Consider the following 17,504-nt stretch of genomic DNA (forward strand, 5'->3'; position numbering starts at 1 on the left):
GGCCGTACGGTAGCAAGCATTGCCGATCGCCGCAGCGACTTTCTCTAGACCGGGAGTTCTAAATCGCCCGGCGCAGCGGCCGGCGATGCGTACAGCTTGTGCCGGGCGGTACTTTCCCGTAGGCTAGGTGGCATGAAGCGACTCTTCCTCTGCCTGCTGATGCTGTGCGCCGTCCCCGCTACCGCGCTGGCACAGGCGATACGCCTGGACAGGCTGAAGGTCGAGGTCAAGCGCATCGAGGTCGACGGCCAGCGCATGTATGAAGTCGATGCCAGCGCCAGCGTGCAGGCGCCGCCGGCGTCCGTCTGGAAGACCCTGACCACCTACGAGCGCATGAATGAATTCGTGCCCGACCTCAGCTCCTGCCGCGTACTGTCTCGCAACGGCAATGAAGTCATCATCGAGCAGCAGGGCATGGCGCGCTTCCTGTTCATGAACCACCCCATCCATCTGGTGGTGCGGGCCACGGAAACGCCGTTGACGTCCATCGACATCGCCCTGATCTCCGGCGACATGCGGCATTACGAATCGCGCTGGAATCTGTATCCCGTGCCCGAGACGGGCGGCACGCGCATCGTCTTTTCCAGCCGGCTGATGCCGGGTTTCTATGTGCCCGGCATGCTGGGCACGACCATGATACGCGGCGATATCGAGCGCATGATGGCGGCCGTGCTGGCCCGCATCGACAGCCAGTACGCCGACAAATCCAGCTAAATTACGCCAGGTAGGTGTCGCGGTCGCGGATTTCCGCGAAGTTTTCCAGGCTGCCCAGCTTCACCGTGACGGGGTTCAGGCTGGCCTGCGGTTGCATCGAACGCCAGGCGAACAGCCATTCCTGCTCGGGCGCTTCGGCGCGCGTCTTGGTGAAGGCGGCGCCCAGGGCGGCGCGCTGGCCGTATTCGACCAGGCCATCGATGCCTGCCCAACTGGGCAAGGTGCGCTGCACGGCGCGGTGCAGGCGTTCGCCGAATTCTTCCGTATTGTGGATGATCAAACAAGCGTCAGCCGGGGCGAACAGGTCGAACAGTTGCTTGTCCCACACTTGCGAAAAGCTCAGGGTCAGGCAATTGCCCGCCGGTGCCAGGCGGAACTGGCCCAGGCTCAGCGCCAGCTCGAGTTCGCTGCGCTGGCCGTAGCGGTGCAGGGTAGGGGGACGTTTGTAATCGTGCATGCTGGACTCGTTCTTCAATAGTAGGGTAAACCGGCGCGCCGCTTACCGTGGCGGGCGGATATGGCGTCGGATGCGCTGGGCCGTCGCGGCCAGATAAATTTCGCGCAGTAAATAAATAAAACAGCCGATCAGGCAAATCACGGCCAGCACAAAGAAGGCCGCGATGTATTTGTCCAGGGTCAGGTTCAGAATATCGCCCAAAAACAGCATGGCGATGATGACGCAGACGAAGAAACCGCACGCCGTGCTCAGCGAAATCGAGTAATTGATCAGATGGGTACGCCGATACAAGGTATCTAGCTCATCCATATAGAAATCGTTGTAGCCGATATCGAGCCGGTCTTCCAGCACGCGCGTGCGGTCGATGATGCGGCCCAGGCGGTTGGTCAGCACCACCAGCATGGTGCCGATGCCGGTCAGCAGGAAAACCGGCGCAATCGCCAGCTGGATGATATGGCCGATGTCGCCGATCTGTATGTTCATGGATAAAAAGTCGTGGGTTCACACCGGCGCCCGACCTTGGCGCCAGCACAGGCCATAGTGTAGCAGGTGGCGCACGCCGGCTGGCCGCTTTGCCAACCGGCATGTTCACGGCTCATGCGAAGCCGCGCCCCGGCACGAAGCGCTCGGTGGCGCGCACCAGCGCCGAAGCGATGCCGTGCTCGAGCGCGCCATGGCCCGCGTCCGGGATCATTTCCAGCTGCGCGCCGGGCCAGGCTTGCTGCAGGCGGTAGGCCGACAGCGGCGGGCAGATGGCGTCGTAGCGTCCTTGCACGATAACAGCCGGCAAATGCGCGATGCGCTCCATGTTGCGGATCAGCTGGTCTTCCTCGAAGAAACCGAGATTGGCCATGTAATGCGATTCAAGCCGGCCCACGCCCAGGTCGAGCGCATCGTTCGGCGCATCTTCCGGTTGCGGCATCAGGTAGACGCGACGGCCTTCGAAGCGGCTCCAGGCACGCGCGGCCGGCCAGTACACGTTTGGATCGCTGCTGAGGATGCGTTGCACATAGGCCGCCAGCAAGTCGCCCCGTTCTTCCAGCGGAATCGGCGCGGCGAATTCCGCGTACAGTTCCGGATAGAACCAGCGCACGCCTTCGATGAACCAGTCGATTTCCGCCTGCGTGCACAGGAAAATGCCGCGCAGCACGAAACCGAGGCAGGCTGCGGGATGCGCCTGGCCATACGCCAGCGCCAGGGTCGAGCCCCACGAGCCGCCAAACACCAGCCATTGGGTGATGCCGAACTGGGCGCGCAAGCGTTCGATGTCCTCGATCAGCAGCTGCGTCGTGTTATTGCGCCATTCGCCCAGCGGCGTGGACTTGCCGGCGCCGCGCTGGTCGAACAGGATCACGCGGTAGCGCTGCGGATCAAAGAAACGGCGGTGCTGCGGCGACAGGCCCGCGCCGGGGCCGCCATGCAGGAACAGCACGGGTATGCCGTCGGGGTTGCCGCACTCTTCCCAATAAATGGTGTGGATGTCATCGACCGCCAGCATGCCGTGCCGGTTCGGCGACAGGGCGGGAAACAGGGGTGACAGTGTATCTGGCATGGCGGTCCTTGGAATGGCGGTCAGGGCGCCAGGCGCGAGTCCTGGCAACTGTTCCAATTATAGTGCGCCGCCGGCGCCTCAGGCCAGCAACAAGGGCAGGCGGTTCGACGACTTGATTTCGCGCATCGACAGGCTGGACTGGATTTCCGCCACGCCAGGCAGGCGGCGCAAGACCGTCGAGACGAATTCGCCATACGCTTCCAGGTCGCGCGCCACCACTTGCAGAAAATAATCGGCTTCGCCCGCCACGTTGTGGCACGACAGAATTTCGGGAATCGTTGCGATCGCTTGTTCGAACTGCGACGGCTGCTCGCCGCCATGGTTGGCAAACACGACACGGACAAACGCGACCAGGCCGATGCCCAGTTTCTTGCGGTTGAGCAAAGCCTGGTAGCCGGTAATAAAACCTTCTTCTTCCAGGCGGCGCAGGCGGCGCCAGACGGGAGTTTCGCTCAGTTTCAAGCGCTCGGCCAGGCGCGCATTCGACAGCCTTCCTTCATCCTGCAACAGCCTGAGTATCTGTAAATCGGTGGCGTCAAGGCTAACTTCTGAAAGTTTCATCTAATTTTTGTTTTTATACGAGTGGAATCTACCCGAATACTAGGGCATGCAGGGCAGGAAAAGCAAGCACATTTCATCGCTGCAAGAACATAATGGGGCCCGGCGAGCAGGCTGCACCGTGCGCATGCTCCCGCTTTTCTTTTCGACTGGCCCATGTCCGATTCTACCTTCCTGATGTACCTGCTGGCACTGGCTGGCGCCTTTTTATTACCGGGGCCCGACATGGCGCTGGTGCTGGCGACGGGCGCCGCGCGCGGCGTGGCCACGGCGCTGGTGACGGCCGTGGGTATCGCCGGTGCGCGCGCCGTGCACGTGGCGCTGTCGGGCGCGGGCCTGGCGGCGTTGATGGTGACGCATCCGCAAGCCTTGCAGTGGGTCAAATGGGCGGGCGCCGCCTACCTGCTGTACCTGGCGCTGCGCCTGCTGCAGTCGGCCCTGTCGAGCAAAACGGCGCCGGACGAAGCCGCCCCCGCCACGGCGCACAGCGCCCGCGCCAGCCTGGTGCGCGGCTTCCTGACGAATCTGCTCAATCCGAAGGCACTACTGTTTTGCAGTATGTTCCTGCCGCAATTTGTCGCCGGCAGCGAGCAGGTCGGCATGCAATACCTGCGCCTGGGCGCTGTTCTGGTGCTGATGGGCCTGCTGTTCGACGCCATCTACGCCGTGCTGGCCGCACGCCTGGCGCGCCGCCTGCGCGGCAAGCCTTCGCCTTACGGCAAGTTCGTGCTGCCCTCGGTCTTCGTGCTGCTGGCCGGACGGCTGGTGCTGGGCTGAACTGCTTTAGCGTCGGCAAAAAAGGCGGGGTAATCGTTCAGCAAGCTGCGCTCAAGGTCGTTGACCTTGCGAAATTGCCGCAGCGACGGCGCCATGGCACGCCCCGCATCCCAACTGCGCCAGGCATTCGGCGCATCGAATTGCGCCAGCAAGGCGTCGCCCAGATCCTGGTACACGGCCGCCATCTGCGGCTTTGCCTGCAGCACGTGCAGATACAAGGCCGTCGCTTGCGGCCATTGCCCCAGCTTGGCGCGCAAATTCCCCTCGAACAAGGCCAGGACGGGCTGCGTCATCCCCGTTTGCTTTCTCAATTCCTGCACGGTGGCCAGCGCGTCCGCGATGCCCTCCTTGTCCTTGGCCTGCAATCCCCGCGTCAAGTCGTGGATGGGCTGGCATTCCTGCATGGCCCGCTGCTGCTGAAGCGACAGTTTTTCGACCAGCGCACCCGTGGAAAAATGGTCTTCCAGCATGGTCAAGAAAGCCTCGAAGGGTTTTTCTGCCGCAAAGAGCCTTTCCGCTTCGGCGCGCAGCGCGGCATGCACCTGCGGTCCCGGCGGCGGCAACAGCGCCGCCTGCGCCAGCACCCGTTCGAGCGGGGGCGCATCGGCCGCCAGCGGGCGGGGCCGGTAGGCGGCCAGCGAATACGTGGCGGGCGCACCCGCCGTCATGGCGCTGACGCGGAAATGGCGCGTCACCGTGCCGCCCACTTCCTGGTAATGCAAGGTGAAGTCGGCGGGAATGCGCTTGCCGTCGGCCAGCAGCTTCAGCACCAGCGGATGGCCGCCCCAGGTGTAGCGCAAGTACTGGGCAAACGCCGTCGCATCGTCGCCGCTGGCGGGGCTGCCGGCAATGCCCAGGCGCAGCAGGGGCTGTCCGTCGAGCGACCACAGCACGGCGCCGTCGAGCACTTGCGGCGCCAGCGCGCCGCGCCGCTTGTTGTCCAGTACCGACAAAGCCTGTTCCTCATACACGGGCAGCGTTGCGTGCTGCTCAAGGCCGCCCGCCTTCAATATGCCGACGATCCCCTGCCGATGGCGCAGCTCGAAGACGCGAAAACCCGCCACGTCGAACAGCGAATACGTGTCGTAGGTGGACGCCGCCGTATCGATCAGGTAGCGGCGGCGCGTGGCAAAGTCCAACACGGACAGACTCTTGCCATCGCGCACGCTCAGGTAATGTTCGCCCAGCACGACATCGCTTTCCTGCGTAGTGCGCGCGGGCAAGCTGGTTTTCACGCCGGGTTTGTTGACGCGTTCGGTTGTCACCGTGACGTGGAACGCGACGCTGGCTTGGGCCGCGCTGGCGCCCAGGAAAAGGATGGCGGCCACGCTGGCGCGGCGCAAGGCGGAAACAAGGGTCATGGAGATGATGCAGTGGGGAAATGCTGATTCTAAGACAAATCCGGCCGTCCCCTTGTTTTGCTGGCAAGCATAAAAAAAGACAGCCGAAGCTGTCTTTCTGTTTTACCTCAACAACGATTACGACATGTGCTGGCCGCCGTTGATGGAAATGTTGGCGCCCGTGACGAACGCTGCCTCGTCGGAAGCCAGGTAGGCGACCAGGCCGGCCACTTCTTCCGGCTTGCCCAGGCGCGCCATCGGAATCTGCGGGATGATTTTGCTGTCGAGCACTTCCTGCGGAATCGCCATGACCATCTTGGTGCCGATGTAGCCTGGCGAGATGGTGTTGACGGTGACATTCTTGCGCGCCACTTCCAGCGCCAGCGACTTGGTGAAACCATGCATGCCGGCTTTCGCGGCCGAATAGTTGGTCTGGCCGAAGGCGCCCTTCTGGCCGTTCACGGACGAGATATTGATGATGCGGCCCCAGCCGCGTTCCACCATGCCGTCGCAGACAGGCTTGGTCATGTTGAAGACGGAATCGAGGTTGGTGCCCATGACGGCATCCCAGTTCGGCTTGTCCATCTTCTTGAACGTCATGTCGCGCGTGATGCCAGCGTTATTCACCAGCACGTCGACAGGACCGATTTCCGCTTCCACGGCCGCCACGCAGGCAGCCGCCGAATCGTAGTCGGCCACGTCGCACGGGTAGGCCTTGAAGTCATAGCCCATGTCCTTCGTCGTCGCCAGCCATTCCGCGACCTTCGGATTGCCTGGGGAATATGTGGTCACCACGCGATAGCCGAGGGCCGCCAGCTTGAAACACACTGCTTCGCCCAGACCGCCCATGCCACCAGTTACCAATGCAACTCTTGCCATTTTCATCCCCTCAGTGTCGTTCTATTGCTAAAAAGTTAATTATTTAAATAAAGCGATCCGAAAACACCGCATGATGGCGGCGTACCGAACCCAGTCGTCACCCACTTTGCGCGACGACTGGGTTCGGCGCTAGCGATTAATCCCGCTCGATCGCTAAAGCAACACCCATGCCGCCGCCGATGCACAAGGCTGCCAAGCCTTTCTTGGCGTCGCGGCGTATCATTTCGTGGATCAGGGTGACCAGGATGCGCGCGCCGGACGCGCCGATCGGGTGGCCGATGGCGATCGCGCCGCCGTTCACGTTGATCTTGCTGGTATCCCAGCCCATTTCCTTGTTGACGGCAATCGCTTGCGCAGCAAACGCTTCATTGATTTCCATCAGGTCCAGCTCTTCATGCGTCCAGCCGGCTTTTTTCAGGCACAAACGCGATGCGGAGACGGGGCCCATGCCCATGACGGCCGGGTCCAGGCCCGACGACGCGTAAGCCTTGATGCGCGCCAGTGGCTTCAAGCCCAGTTCTTTCGCTTGCGAGGCCGACATCATGATCACGGCGGCGGCGCCGTCGTTCAGGCCCGACGCATTGCCGGCGGTAACAGTGCCGTCCTTGGCGAACGCGGGGCGCAGGCCGGACAGCGATTCCAGGGTCGAACCTGGCTTGATGTATTCATCGCTGTCGAAGACGACGGTGCCTTTTTTGTTGGCGATTTCCAGCGGCAGGATTTCATCCTTGAACTTGCCCGCTTTTTGCGCCGCTTCCGCTTTCAGCTGCGACTGCAGCGCGAATTCATCCTGCTCGGCGCGCGTCACTTCGTATTTCTTGGCGACGTTTTCCGCCGTGATGCCCATGTGGTACTGGTTGTACACGTCCCACAGGCCGTCGACGATCATGGTGTCGATCATCTTGAAGTCGCCCATGCGGAAACCGTCGCGCGAGCCGTTCATTGCGTGCGGCGAAGCGCTCATGTTTTCCTGGCCGCCGGCGATGATGATGTTGGCGTCGCCGCACTTGATCGCTTGCGCCGCCAGGTGCGTGGCCTTCAGGCCGCTGCCGCAAACCTTGTTGATGGTAAATGCCGGGATCGAGCTAGGCAGGCCAGCCTTGATGACGGCCTGGCGCGCGGCGTTCTGGCCGACGGCGGCCGTCAGCACCTGGCCCAGGATCGCTTCGCCGATCAGGTTCGGGTCGATGCCGGTCTGTGCCAGCAAGCCCTTGATTACATGCGCGCCCAGTTCGGACGCAGGAATCTTGGCCAGACTGCCACCGAATTTGCCGACTGCGGTACGGCCGGCGGCCACGATTACGACATCATCCATTTATTTCTCCGATATGCAGGCCACGAGGGCCAAGGTCAAGGTACTAATAGAATCCAATGAGAATCCGGGGAAGACACAGCAAGCTGCGTTTCATTCTAGCGCGGCATGCGCCGCAGTTCCAGCGCCGCACCGCAGGCGGCGGCGATGACAGCCTGCTTGCGGTGGCGGCGGGCGGACTGGCGCGGCGGATAGCCGCTGCCGGGCCGCAACACGCTTACGCCTGGCGAGCAGGACGCGTGTTTTTATTTTTATCATACCCTTCATCGGCGCCGCCGAAAGTGGTTTTTAGAAAATTATTGAAGGGAATAATCAGGGGGACGGGGGTTTGCTTTACTACTTGCAACAGCTCGCCAAATTTTTGACGCGATGCAGCAAACTCACCCTTTGTCACAGTCTCGAATTTCTCCTGGGTTTCTTGGGCAACATCCTTTGCCTGGCGGCCATACGCACCGATACGTTCGATGGCCAGTTGCGACTGCGCGCGCGACAGCTGCAGCAGCGCTTGCGGGTCCTTCACGGACAGCAGCTGATTGCCCGCCACCGTAGCGGCGGCCAGCGCCGAGCGGGCCGCATCGAGTTGCAGGTCCAGCACGCTGGCGCCGCTGTCGACGGCAGCCTGGGCATACGCTTGCGCGCTGATCAATTGCGCTTCCACCACGGCCTTGCCGGCCAATGCCCATTGTTCGGAAAATGAAAACATGTCGTTTCTCCCCAAAGAGTAGACGGCGCCATGTTGCGCCGCACAGTGCTCAACTGTAAGCGGTGGTTCATTACTGAACCTTGATATATCTCAAGCTTTGCTGTTGGTTTGTTTCCAACTCAACGTTGATCAAGACAACAACTTGATACCATCGAGCGAGGCCGCGCACTGCTCGCGTATCACGCTGACGAAATCACGCACGTACGCCTTGTCCTGCAGATGGTCTGGCACGGAGACATACAAATCACTCCACAAGCCATGCTCGCCCACCGGGCGCGCCACCACATAATCGTAATCGACGTAATTCTTGATGGCCCAATTCGGCAAGGCGGCAATGCCGCGCCGGCTCGCCACCAACTGCAGCACGGCGACCGTCAATTCGGCCGTGCGACGCTCAAACTGGATGCCGGCCGGCCGCAGCACTTCGCGGATCAGGTCGATGCGCTCTTCCGGCACGGGATAGGTAATCAAGGTCTCGCCCGTAAAGTCGGCCGCCATCAGCCGGCGCTGCGCCTGCAGCCGGTGCTTCTGCGCCATCACCACCAGCATTTCAAAGCGGAACAGGGGAAACACGGTGAAGTCGGGACCATACGGCGAACCGATCACGAGATCGGCCTCGCCCGAACGCAGCAAGTCCGCCGGTTCGCTGTGAAAGCCGGAGACAAGATCGATTTCCACTTCCGGCCAGCGCTGGCGGAATGCATCCATCACGGGCATGAGCCAGTCGAAACAGGTATGGCATTCGAGCGCCACGCGCAGCTGTCCCTGATCTCCCTGCGACAGGCGCGCCACGTCGCGCTCGGCCAGCTCGATCTCGGGCAGCAGCTTGTCGGCCAGTTCCAGCAGCCGGCTGCCCGTGGCCGTAAAGGCGATCGGCATCGACTTGCGCTCGAACAAGGGCGCCTTGTAGCGCTCTTCGAGCAAACGGATCTGGTGCGACAGGGCCGACTGGGTCAGGTTGAGCAGTTGCGCGGCGCGCACCAGGCTGCCGGACGAACGGAGGGCACTCAGGGTGCGCAGGTGGCGGATTTCTAGCATCGGAAAAGTGGGATCTGTACGTGAATTATTTTCATGTTATTCGGCAAAATGTTTCGTTTTGATTATAGATCAAGTTGCCGCACACTCTAGCGCATTCACATTAAATCTCGATGACATCATGACCATTCGTACCCACATCCTTGGCTTTCCCCGTATCGGCGCCGCGCGTGAACTGAAATTGGCGCTGGAAAGCCATTGGCGCGACGAGCTATCCGAGGCGGCGCTGGAAGCGACGGGCCAGCAACTGCGCGCGCGCCACTGGGCATTGCAAAGGGAGGCCGGGCTCGATTACGTCACCGTGGGCGACTTCGCCTTTTACGACCAGGTCGCCAACCATATCCAGCTGCTGGGCTGCGAACCGGCGCGTTTTGACTTTGCGCCAGAGCAATCGCCCCTGTCGCGCTATTTCGCGATGGCGCGCAGTGAAGAAACGCATGCGGAGCACGCGGGCTGCGGCCACGCGCACCATGCACACGCCGCAGGCACTGTCGCGCTGGAAATGACCAAGTGGTTTGACACCAATTACCATTATCTGGTGCCCGAATTGTCGCCGCAGACCCGGTTTTCTCTCGCTTGCGAGCGCCTGCTGGCGGAAGCGGCCGAAGCGCAGGCGCTGGGCCACGAGGTCAAGGCAGCCCTGATCGGCCCCCTCACCTTCCTGTGGCTGGGCAAGGAAAAGACGCCAGGCGAGTCGAGCTTCGACCGCCTGGCCCTGCTGGAACAATTGCTGCCCGTCTACGGCGCGCTGCTCGACCGCCTCAAGCAGCAAGGCGTGACATGGGTGCAGGTCGACGAACCGATCCTGGGTCTGGACTTGCCCAGCGCGTGGCGCAGCGCTTTCGAGAGCACCTATTGGCAGTTGAACCAGGTAGGCGTGAATATATTGCTGGCCACGTATTTCTCGCCGCTGGAAGAAAACCTCAGCCTGGCATGCCGCCTGCCCGTGGCCGGCCTGCACGTGGACGGCATCCGCGCGCCGCATGAACTGATCAGTGTCACGGACTGGCTGCCCGCGCATAAAGTCTTGTCGATCGGCATCGTCGATGGCCGCAATATCTGGCGCACCGACCTCGACGCGGCCCTGGCCGTGCTGCAGCCGCTGGCGGCCAAGCGCAACGGCCACCTGTGGCTGGCGCCGTCGTGCTCACTGCTGCACGTACCGTTCAGCCTGGAAGCGGAAACGGAACTCGACGGTGAAATCCGGACCTGGCTGGCGTTTGCCACGGAAAAACTGGCGGAAATCGCCGTCCTCAAGGAGGCGCTCGCAAGCCATCCCGATGACGCTGCGCTGGCCGCATTGGCCATTTCTCGCCATGCCATTGCCGGGCGCCGCGCCAGCCCCCGCGTGCACCGTCCGCAAGTGGCGCAGCGCCTGCAAGCGCTCACGCCCACCGTGGACCGCCGCGATTCCAGCTTCCCGCTGCGCCAGGCCGTACAGCGCGCGCGTTTCCAGTTGCCCGACTTCCCGACGACGACCATCGGTTCCTTCCCGCAGACGACGGCCATCCGGGCCGCGCGCGCCAGTTTCAAGCGAGGCGAACTTGGGGGCGCCGAGTATGAAGCACAGATGCGCGCCGAAATCGCCCACGCCGTGGGACGCCAGGAGGCGCTGGGCCTGGACGTGCTCGTGCATGGCGAAGCGGAACGCAACGACATGGTCGAATACTTCGGCGAGCAGCTCGACGGCTTTATCTTCACGCGCCACGGCTGGGTGCAATCGTACGGCTCGCGCTGCGTCAAGCCGCCCGTCATCTACGGCGACGTGCAGCGCCCGGCCGCCATGACGGTGGCCTGGACGGTGCACGCGCAAAGCCTGACGAATAAACCGATGAAGGGCATGCTGACGGGGCCGGTGACGATCCTGCAATGGTCGTTCGTGCGCGACGACCAGCCGCGCGCCACCACGGCGCTGCAGCTGGCCCTGGCCATCCGCGACGAAGTGGCAGACCTGGAAACGGCCGGCATCGGCATCATCCAGATCGACGAACCGGCCATCCGCGAAGGCTTGCCGCTGCGCCGCGGCCAGTGGGACGCCTACCTGGACTGGGCCACGCGCGCCTTCCGCATCGCCGCGTCCGTCGTCAGCGACGCGACGCAGATCCACACCCACATGTGCTACGCGGAGTTCAACGACATCCTGCCGCAGATCGCCGCCATGGATGCCGACGTGATCACGATCGAGACAAGCCGCTCGGACATGGAGTTGCTGACAGGCTTTGGCCATTTCCAGTATCCGAACGAAATCGGCCCCGGCGTGTACGACATCCACTCGCCGCGCATCCCCTCGACCGCCGACATGGTGACATTGCTGCAAAAAGCCAGCGCCGTCATTCCACCAGCCCATTTATGGGTCAACCCGGACTGCGGCCTGAAGACGCGGGGCTGGGCGGAAACGGAAGCGGCGTTGAAAAATATGGTGGCGGCGGCACGGCAGATGCGCGCGGCTGCATGACATAAGCCCCTATCCAGGCCGCATGCAGGGCTGCTTTCGGAGCGGCGCACCGGTTTTCCGGGGCGCCGTCCGTTTTTTTTGACATGAAGTGGGTGTTGCCCTGCGGAATAGCACGCGCCAGGCCCCTGACGCCGATTTTTTTGCAGTAGAATGCAAGAAATTTACTGCTCCCATTGTTGCCGTACGGAACATCTGGCCTGCCGCAGTTTCACTTTGATAAATGTTTATGTCCAAAAGCCCGTCGCAGAAGCCTATCGAAATCAAGATTTCCACCGTCGTTGCTGTCTCCGCCATTATGCATAGCGCCGATACGCAGGCACTCGATGCCGCCTTGCGCGACATGACGGGCGGCGTGGCCGACTTTTTCGAGGACGACCTGGCCGTGCTGGACGTGGCAGCCTTGCCGCCCGGCAGCGTGCCCATCGACTGGGCCGCCCTGGTGGCCCTGCTGAAAAAATATCGTTTGAATGCCGTGGCCGTGCGCAATGCGCCGGCCGACATGCATGACGCCATCCTGGCGCAAGGCTTGAGCCTCGACAGCGGCAAGACGCGCGACGATGCGCCGCCCAAGGATGGCCCCAAGGATACGCCCACGGCCGCCGCCCAGGCGGGCGCCGACGCCCAGGTGATGGTCATCGACACGCCCGTGCGGGCGGGCCAGCGCATTTATGCGCGCGGCTGCGACCTGATCATTACCGCTGTCGTCAACAATGGCGCCGAAATCATCGCCGATGGCAGCATCCACGTGTATTCCTCGCTGTACGGCCGCGCGCTGGCCGGCGCCTCGGGCAATGCCCAGGCGCGCATCTTCGCGCTGGCCATGGAACCGGAACTGGTCTCGATCGCCGGCGTGTACCGCACGTTCGAGGATGGTTTCCCTGCGGAAATGGCGCGCGGACCCGCGCAAATTCGTTTGGCTGGAGACAGAATCGATATACACTCTGTCAATCCGGTCACTCCCGTGAACCGCTCTTAAGCTGCACAATTCAAGAGATATCTGAAAAGGATTATTTGTGGCAAGAATTATTGTTGTGACGTCCGGCAAGGGCGGTGTCGGCAAGACGACCTCTAGCGCCAGTTTTTCCACTGGCCTGGCCATGCGCGGCCACAAGACAGCCGTGCTCGACTTCGACGTGGGCCTGCGTAACCTCGACCTGATCATGGGTTGCGAGCGCCGCGTCGTCTACGACCTGATCAATGTGATCAACAAAGAGGCCACGCTGAACCAGGCCCTGATCAAGGACAAGCACTGCGACAACCTGTTCATCCTGCCCGCGTCGCAAACGCGCGACAAGGATGCCTTGTCGGAAGAAGGCGTGGAACGCGTGTTGAACGACCTGATCAACATGGGTTTCGAGTTCATCATCTGCGATTCGCCAGCCGGCATCGAGCATGGCGCGCTGATGGCGCTGACGTTCGCCGACGAAGCCATCATCGTTACCAACCCGGAAGTGTCGTCGGTGCGCGATTCGGACCGCATCCTCGGCATCCTGCAAGCCAAGTCGCGCCGCGCGCAGACGGGCGGCGAGCCGGTCAAGGAACATTTGCTGATCACCCGCTACTCGCCGAAACGCGTGGAATCGGATGAAATGCTGTCCTACCAGGACGTACAGGAAATCCTGCGCATCCCGCTGGTGGGCATCATTCCGGAGTCGGAGCAAGTACTGGCCGCCTCGAACCAGGGCAATCCGGCCATCCATTTCACGGGCACGGACGTGGCGCAAGCCTATGAAGACGTGGTCTCGCGTTTCCTCGGCGAAGAAGTCGAGTTGCGCTTTACCAACTATGAAAAGCCTGGATTACTCCAGCGCATTTTTGGGGCGAAGTGATATGGCCTTGCTTTCTTTCCTCTTCCCCCCCAAGCCGAAGACGGCCACCGCGGCCAAGGAACGCCTGCAGATCATCATCGCCCGCGAACGCAGCGGACGCGATGGCCCGGACTTCCTGCCCGCCCTGCACAAGGAATTGATCGCCGTCATTTCCAAGTACACCAAGGTGAATGCCGACGACATCAAGATTTCGCTGGACCGCCAGGGCAACCTGGAGGTGCTCGACGTCAACGTGGTGCTGCCGGACGCATAGAGCTGGCCAAGCAACAAAGGCGGACAAAAACAGTACTATAATCAAAGGGTTGACATTCAGTCAGCCCTTTTCGCGTTGTCCCTGACGACATTCACCTTTGCTGCACTGGAGCCAACATTGAAAATCGAACGGATCACTCTGCAGAATTTCCGTTGCTTTGAAAATGTGCAGCTCGCTTTCGATCCCCAGTTGACAGTAATTGTCGCACTCAACGGCCAAGGAAAATCCTCCCTGTTAGACGCCATCAAGATTGCCTTGTGGCCGTATATCGCCGGCTTCGACCTGGGCAGCATGTCGCTCGATACCACGGGCATACAGATCGACGATGTGTTTCGCGAAAAACTGGCAGCGCATCAGATGGAATGGCGCTTGCCTTGCGTGATTGAGTCATTTGGCACTATTGAGCCATTGGTCCATGATGCCGGTCGTACTGATCTGGATTGGCATGGGAGACGCTTGCGCGACAGCGTCAAAAGGTCCAGCAAAACAAAAAACAATGCTTTCTCTGATGCAATAGAGCTGTATGGCTATGCACAGGTTTTGGAAAATCGCGTCTTTGCCAATGGCCAGGTTGAAGCGGATGAATTGCCGATGCTCGGCTATTACGGCACGGGCCGATTGTGGAGCCAAAAGAAACTGGCTGGCAAAGTGGATAAAGTGGACCAGGCCTCGTTCTCGCGCACCTGGGCCTATCGCGATTGCCTCGCGCCTTCGTCAAGCTATAAAGACTTTGCCCAGTGGTACACGCGGGTATTCAAGGCGCTCAGGGATGCGCAGATTCGCAATCTCGAAAAGAGACTCGGCCCCGAAGTGGAGGTCGCGGGCGATCTGCTTGCACCGGTACGCGCCGTCCAGCAGGCCATCGACGTGATTCTGGAACCGCATACAGGCTGGCATTGGCTGGAATATAGCGCCGAACACGACGATCTGGTACTGGAACATCCTGATCAGGGCAAACTCAAGGTTAGCCAACTCAGTGACGGCATACGCAACATGCTCGCGCTCGTCGGTGACATTGCCTACCGCTGCTACAAACTCAATACCCACCATGGCGACAAAGCGGCCTTGCTGACGCATGGCATCGTCATGATCGATGAAATCGACATGCATTTGCACCCGGAGTGGCAACAGACCGTATTGCCTGATTTGCAAAAGGCATTTCCAAATATCCAGTTCATCGTCACGACCCACAGCCCTCAAGTACTGAGCAGCATCGACGCGCACTGCATACGCCGGCTGGATTGGGAACTGGATGAAGAAAGCGGTTGCAAGCGCATGGTGGTCAATACCATCGATCAACAAACTATGGGGGTGGCCAGTTCGGACGTGCTGGCCAATGTGATGGGTATCAATCCCGTTCCCGATGTCGAGCCTGCTCGCCAACTCAGTCACTACATGGCGTTAATTCAGCAGAATTTGCATGACGAGCCTGGTGGCAAGACGTTACGCGACCAGTTGGATGCTCATTTTGGCACCCTTCACCCAAAGATGCTGGAATGTGACCGCCTGATACGCCTGCAAGCGTTCAAACGCAAATTGCCGTTGCGCGAGACGGGTGATGCATAAGCTGCAACGCGGTGCTGCGCCGACGTGCTTGTCCAACTATCAGCATGGCCGGGACAACTGGAAGGCCGTCATCGCCGAAGACAAGCACGAGATATGGGAAAGATTGGACGAGATGCAGCAACATCGTTGCGCCTATTGCGAAGATACCTTGCGCAACGACAAGAGACATATAGAGCATTTTCGTCAAAAAGCGCATGATCCAAAGGTGACCTTTCTCTGGGCGAATCTTTTTGGTTCCTGTAATCGATTGGACAGCTGCGGCAAATTCAAAGATAAACTGCCACGTTACGATCCTGCCGACCTGATCAAACCGGACGAGGAAGATCCGGAACATTTTTTCTTGTTCGTCAGCGACGGTACCGTGGCCGTGCGCGAAGGATTGAACGCCACAGATAAAAAACGCGCAATGGAAACCATACGCATTTTCAATCTCAACGGCGCCTTGCGCCAAATGCGACGCAGTGTGATCGCTGGCTATATCGACCAAGCAAAGGAAGTCAGGGAAATGGTGGACTCAGGCGATTTCACAGTAGCGGAAGGAAAAGCATTTTTAAAAGACGAACTCGCGGCAACGGCGAATCAACCATTTGCGACGGCTATCAGACACATTTTGATCCCTACATAAAAGAATCAGCTTTGACTCGGCCTGACCGTGAGCAATTCCTGCGCCACCGCGGCGCAGGCGTTCACGTGCTGGTTGCCGATCTGGCGGAACACGGCGTAGCCGATGGCCGCCGCCACTGCCTGGCCGGCAAACGGCACGAAGCGCGCCACCTGCTTGGTGGCAATCTTGACGCCACTGCGCTTGAGCAGGTGGAGTATCAGTTCGCGCGACACCAACTTTCCTACCAGCATGCCGCCCATACCCACCGCCGCGCGGTAAGCCATCATCTTGAACTGCGGGTTCAGGCGTTCGATCTGCTCGGGCGTGAGACCAAATTCGTGGTTGATATCGTTGATCAGCATGGAAAACAGGCCCACGTCGGACATCAGGTCGATGCCTGGAATGGGAATGGCAGAGGCCCCCGCCGACATCATGGCGCGCCGCTGCACCAGGCGCCGGCAACGCTCGCGCACTTGCTCGATTTCCGCACGACTGGCCGGTATCAGTGTCCAATCGGTAGTGCTCTTGTCTGACATGGCCGTTTCTCCACAGTAGGGGGTAGATGAACAAGTGTAACGTAAAGGGTCTGCCCTCCGATTTCACTGGACACAGTTGCAATCTCTGTTATATTTCACTTGAGCATTCCTTAACATTACGATAAGCAGAGCAGACCGTCTGTTTGTTGCTACACACTCCAGCCAATTATGCGAATTGCCGTACTCGATAGCGACCATAGCCAGGCAGAACTGATCTGCCAGGTGCTCACCGCCGCCGGCCACGCTTGCCACGAGTTTCAGAGTGGCAAGGAAATGCTGGGGCAACTGCGCAAGGACAGTTGCGACATGCTCATCCTCGACTGGCACGTGAGCGATCTGGACGGTGCGGAAGTCTTGCGCCGTGCCCGGGAAAAACTGGCGCCGAAGGCGCCCGTGTTGTTTATGACCAACAGTTCCGGTGAAGACGACGTGGTGGCGGGCATGACGGCAGGTGCCGACGACTACATGATCAAGCCCCTGCGGCGCAGCGAACTGACCTTGCGCACCCAGGCGCTGCTGCGCGTGGCGTACCCGGCCCAGAATGGCGCCGAGTACTTGCAATTCGGTCATTACACGTTTGAAACCCGTCCCGGACGCCTGCTGCGCAATGGCGAAGTGCTGGACGTGACGCACAAAGAATTCGCCCTGGCGCTGCTGTTTTTCCGCAACCTGGGCCGTCCCCTGTCGCGCGCCTACATCCACGAAGCCGTGTGGCAACGCGACACCGCCCTGCCTTCGCGCACCATGGATACCCACGTCTCGCGCGTGCGCAACAAGCTGCAGCTGAAACCGGAACACGGCTACCGGCTCGTGCCCGTCTACAGCTACGGTTATCGCCTGGAAAAACTGGGCGGCTGAATGGCGGCAAACGGCTGACCTGCTCAAAGCGCGGGCACAAAGCGCTATAATGTCGGCATAAGTCACCCCAACAGCC

General features: G+C 60.8%; 19 protein-coding genes. 9 read left to right on the forward strand and 10 right to left on the reverse strand.

Annotated elements, in window-relative coordinates:
• Nucleotides 1–132: 132 nt before the first annotated feature.
• On the forward strand, nucleotides 133–714 hold the full coding sequence (locus tag GYK42_RS01470; protein WP_240943368.1) for an SRPBCC family protein: 582 nt from the start codon (nucleotides 133–135) through the stop codon (nucleotides 712–714).
• A 1-nt stretch (nucleotide 715) separates the two neighbouring features.
• On the opposite strand, the gene GYK42_RS01475 is transcribed toward GYK42_RS01470, so the two are convergent.
• From GYK42_RS01475 to GYK42_RS01490, 4 genes are all read right to left on the reverse strand, one after another.
• Nucleotides 716–1,171 (reverse strand): hypothetical protein, encoded by a 456-nt coding sequence (locus GYK42_RS01475; protein WP_034752899.1) that lies wholly within the window; start codon nucleotides 1,169–1,171, stop codon nucleotides 716–718.
• Between the two features lie 42 nt (nucleotides 1,172–1,213).
• Nucleotides 1,214–1,654, reverse strand: coding sequence for a DUF2721 domain-containing protein (locus tag GYK42_RS01480; protein ID WP_034783716.1), 441 nt, complete (start codon nucleotides 1,652–1,654; stop codon nucleotides 1,214–1,216).
• A 112-nt stretch (nucleotides 1,655–1,766) separates the two neighbouring features.
• The gene (pip, locus tag GYK42_RS01485; RefSeq protein WP_166446047.1) at nucleotides 1,767–2,723 is read right to left on the reverse strand and encodes a prolyl aminopeptidase; all 957 of its coding nucleotides are present in this window, start codon (nucleotides 2,721–2,723) and stop codon (nucleotides 1,767–1,769) included.
• Between the two features lie 78 nt (nucleotides 2,724–2,801).
• Nucleotides 2,802–3,284, reverse strand: a complete 483-nt coding sequence (locus tag GYK42_RS01490; RefSeq protein WP_166446048.1) for an Lrp/AsnC family transcriptional regulator — start codon at nucleotides 3,282–3,284, stop codon at nucleotides 2,802–2,804.
• A gap of 153 nt (nucleotides 3,285–3,437) precedes the next feature.
• Between GYK42_RS01490 and GYK42_RS01495 the strand changes: the two genes are divergently transcribed.
• Nucleotides 3,438–4,058: a LysE family translocator gene (locus GYK42_RS01495; RefSeq protein WP_235501942.1), complete on the forward strand. Its 621-nt coding sequence runs from the start codon at nucleotides 3,438–3,440 to the stop codon at nucleotides 4,056–4,058.
• On the opposite strand, the gene GYK42_RS01500 is transcribed toward GYK42_RS01495, so the two are convergent.
• The 5 genes from GYK42_RS01500 to GYK42_RS01520 form a co-directional block, all read right to left on the reverse strand.
• Entirely contained in the window at nucleotides 3,995–5,419 is a 1,425-nt protein-coding gene (locus tag GYK42_RS01500) for a hypothetical protein (protein ID WP_166446049.1), read from the reverse strand. The two genes, GYK42_RS01495 and GYK42_RS01500, sit on opposite strands and share 64 nt — an antisense overlap.
• A gap of 117 nt (nucleotides 5,420–5,536) precedes the next feature.
• A complete protein-coding gene (phbB, locus tag GYK42_RS01505) occupies nucleotides 5,537–6,277 on the reverse strand; it encodes an acetoacetyl-CoA reductase (protein WP_035823615.1) in 741 nt (246 codons plus the stop codon).
• Nucleotides 6,278–6,413: 136 nt separating this feature from the next.
• Nucleotides 6,414–7,592, reverse strand: coding sequence for an acetyl-CoA C-acetyltransferase (locus tag GYK42_RS01510; protein ID WP_035823614.1), 1,179 nt, complete (start codon nucleotides 7,590–7,592; stop codon nucleotides 6,414–6,416).
• Between the two features lie 214 nt (nucleotides 7,593–7,806).
• Nucleotides 7,807–8,292 carry a phasin family protein gene (locus tag GYK42_RS01515; RefSeq protein ID WP_166446050.1) on the reverse strand — a complete coding sequence of 162 codons (486 nt, stop codon included), beginning with the start codon at nucleotides 8,290–8,292 and terminating at the stop codon, nucleotides 7,807–7,809.
• 129 nt (nucleotides 8,293–8,421) lie between these two features.
• Nucleotides 8,422–9,330, reverse strand: coding sequence for a LysR family transcriptional regulator (locus GYK42_RS01520; protein WP_046681913.1), 909 nt, complete (start codon nucleotides 9,328–9,330; stop codon nucleotides 8,422–8,424).
• A 118-nt stretch (nucleotides 9,331–9,448) separates the two neighbouring features.
• On the opposite strand from GYK42_RS01520, the gene metE reads away from it, so the two are divergent.
• From metE to ptuB, 6 genes are all read left to right on the forward strand, one after another.
• Nucleotides 9,449–11,782, forward strand: coding sequence for a 5-methyltetrahydropteroyltriglutamate--homocysteine S-methyltransferase (metE, locus tag GYK42_RS01525; protein WP_166446051.1), 2,334 nt, complete (start codon nucleotides 9,449–9,451; stop codon nucleotides 11,780–11,782).
• A gap of 226 nt (nucleotides 11,783–12,008) precedes the next feature.
• Nucleotides 12,009–12,758, forward strand: coding sequence for a septum site-determining protein MinC (gene minC / locus GYK42_RS01530; RefSeq protein ID WP_046682062.1), 750 nt, complete (start codon nucleotides 12,009–12,011; stop codon nucleotides 12,756–12,758).
• A gap of 37 nt (nucleotides 12,759–12,795) precedes the next feature.
• Nucleotides 12,796–13,611, forward strand: coding sequence for a septum site-determining protein MinD (minD, locus tag GYK42_RS01535; RefSeq protein ID WP_034752889.1), 816 nt, complete (start codon nucleotides 12,796–12,798; stop codon nucleotides 13,609–13,611).
• A 1-nt stretch (nucleotide 13,612) separates the two neighbouring features.
• Nucleotides 13,613–13,864 carry a cell division topological specificity factor MinE gene (gene minE / locus GYK42_RS01540; protein ID WP_034752886.1) on the forward strand — a complete coding sequence of 84 codons (252 nt, stop codon included), beginning with the start codon at nucleotides 13,613–13,615 and terminating at the stop codon, nucleotides 13,862–13,864.
• A 117-nt stretch (nucleotides 13,865–13,981) separates the two neighbouring features.
• On the forward strand, nucleotides 13,982–15,430 hold the full coding sequence (locus GYK42_RS01545) for an AAA family ATPase (protein ID WP_166446052.1): 1,449 nt from the start codon (nucleotides 13,982–13,984) through the stop codon (nucleotides 15,428–15,430).
• A complete protein-coding gene (gene ptuB, locus GYK42_RS01550; RefSeq protein ID WP_166446053.1) occupies nucleotides 15,423–16,055 on the forward strand; it encodes a retron Ec78 anti-phage system effector HNH endonuclease PtuB in 633 nt (210 codons plus the stop codon). Before GYK42_RS01545 ends, ptuB begins: the two co-directional genes overlap by 8 nt.
• Nucleotides 16,056–16,060: 5 nt before the next feature.
• Here the strand turns inward: ptuB and GYK42_RS01555 are convergent, their stop codons facing one another.
• Nucleotides 16,061–16,570, reverse strand: a complete 510-nt coding sequence (locus tag GYK42_RS01555) for a hypothetical protein (RefSeq protein ID WP_166446054.1) — start codon at nucleotides 16,568–16,570, stop codon at nucleotides 16,061–16,063.
• A 168-nt stretch (nucleotides 16,571–16,738) separates the two neighbouring features.
• Here GYK42_RS01555 and GYK42_RS01560 point away from each other — a divergent pair, with 168 nt between their 5' ends.
• Complete coding sequence (locus tag GYK42_RS01560) at nucleotides 16,739–17,428, forward strand: response regulator transcription factor (RefSeq protein ID WP_166446055.1); 690 nt, start codon at nucleotides 16,739–16,741, stop codon at nucleotides 17,426–17,428.
• The last annotated feature ends 76 nt before the right edge of the window (nucleotides 17,429–17,504 follow it).

Origin of the sequence: Janthinobacterium lividum (assembly GCF_011601275.1) — a bacterium.
Classification (GTDB): domain Bacteria; phylum Pseudomonadota; class Gammaproteobacteria; order Burkholderiales; family Burkholderiaceae_D; genus Janthinobacterium; species Janthinobacterium lividum_E.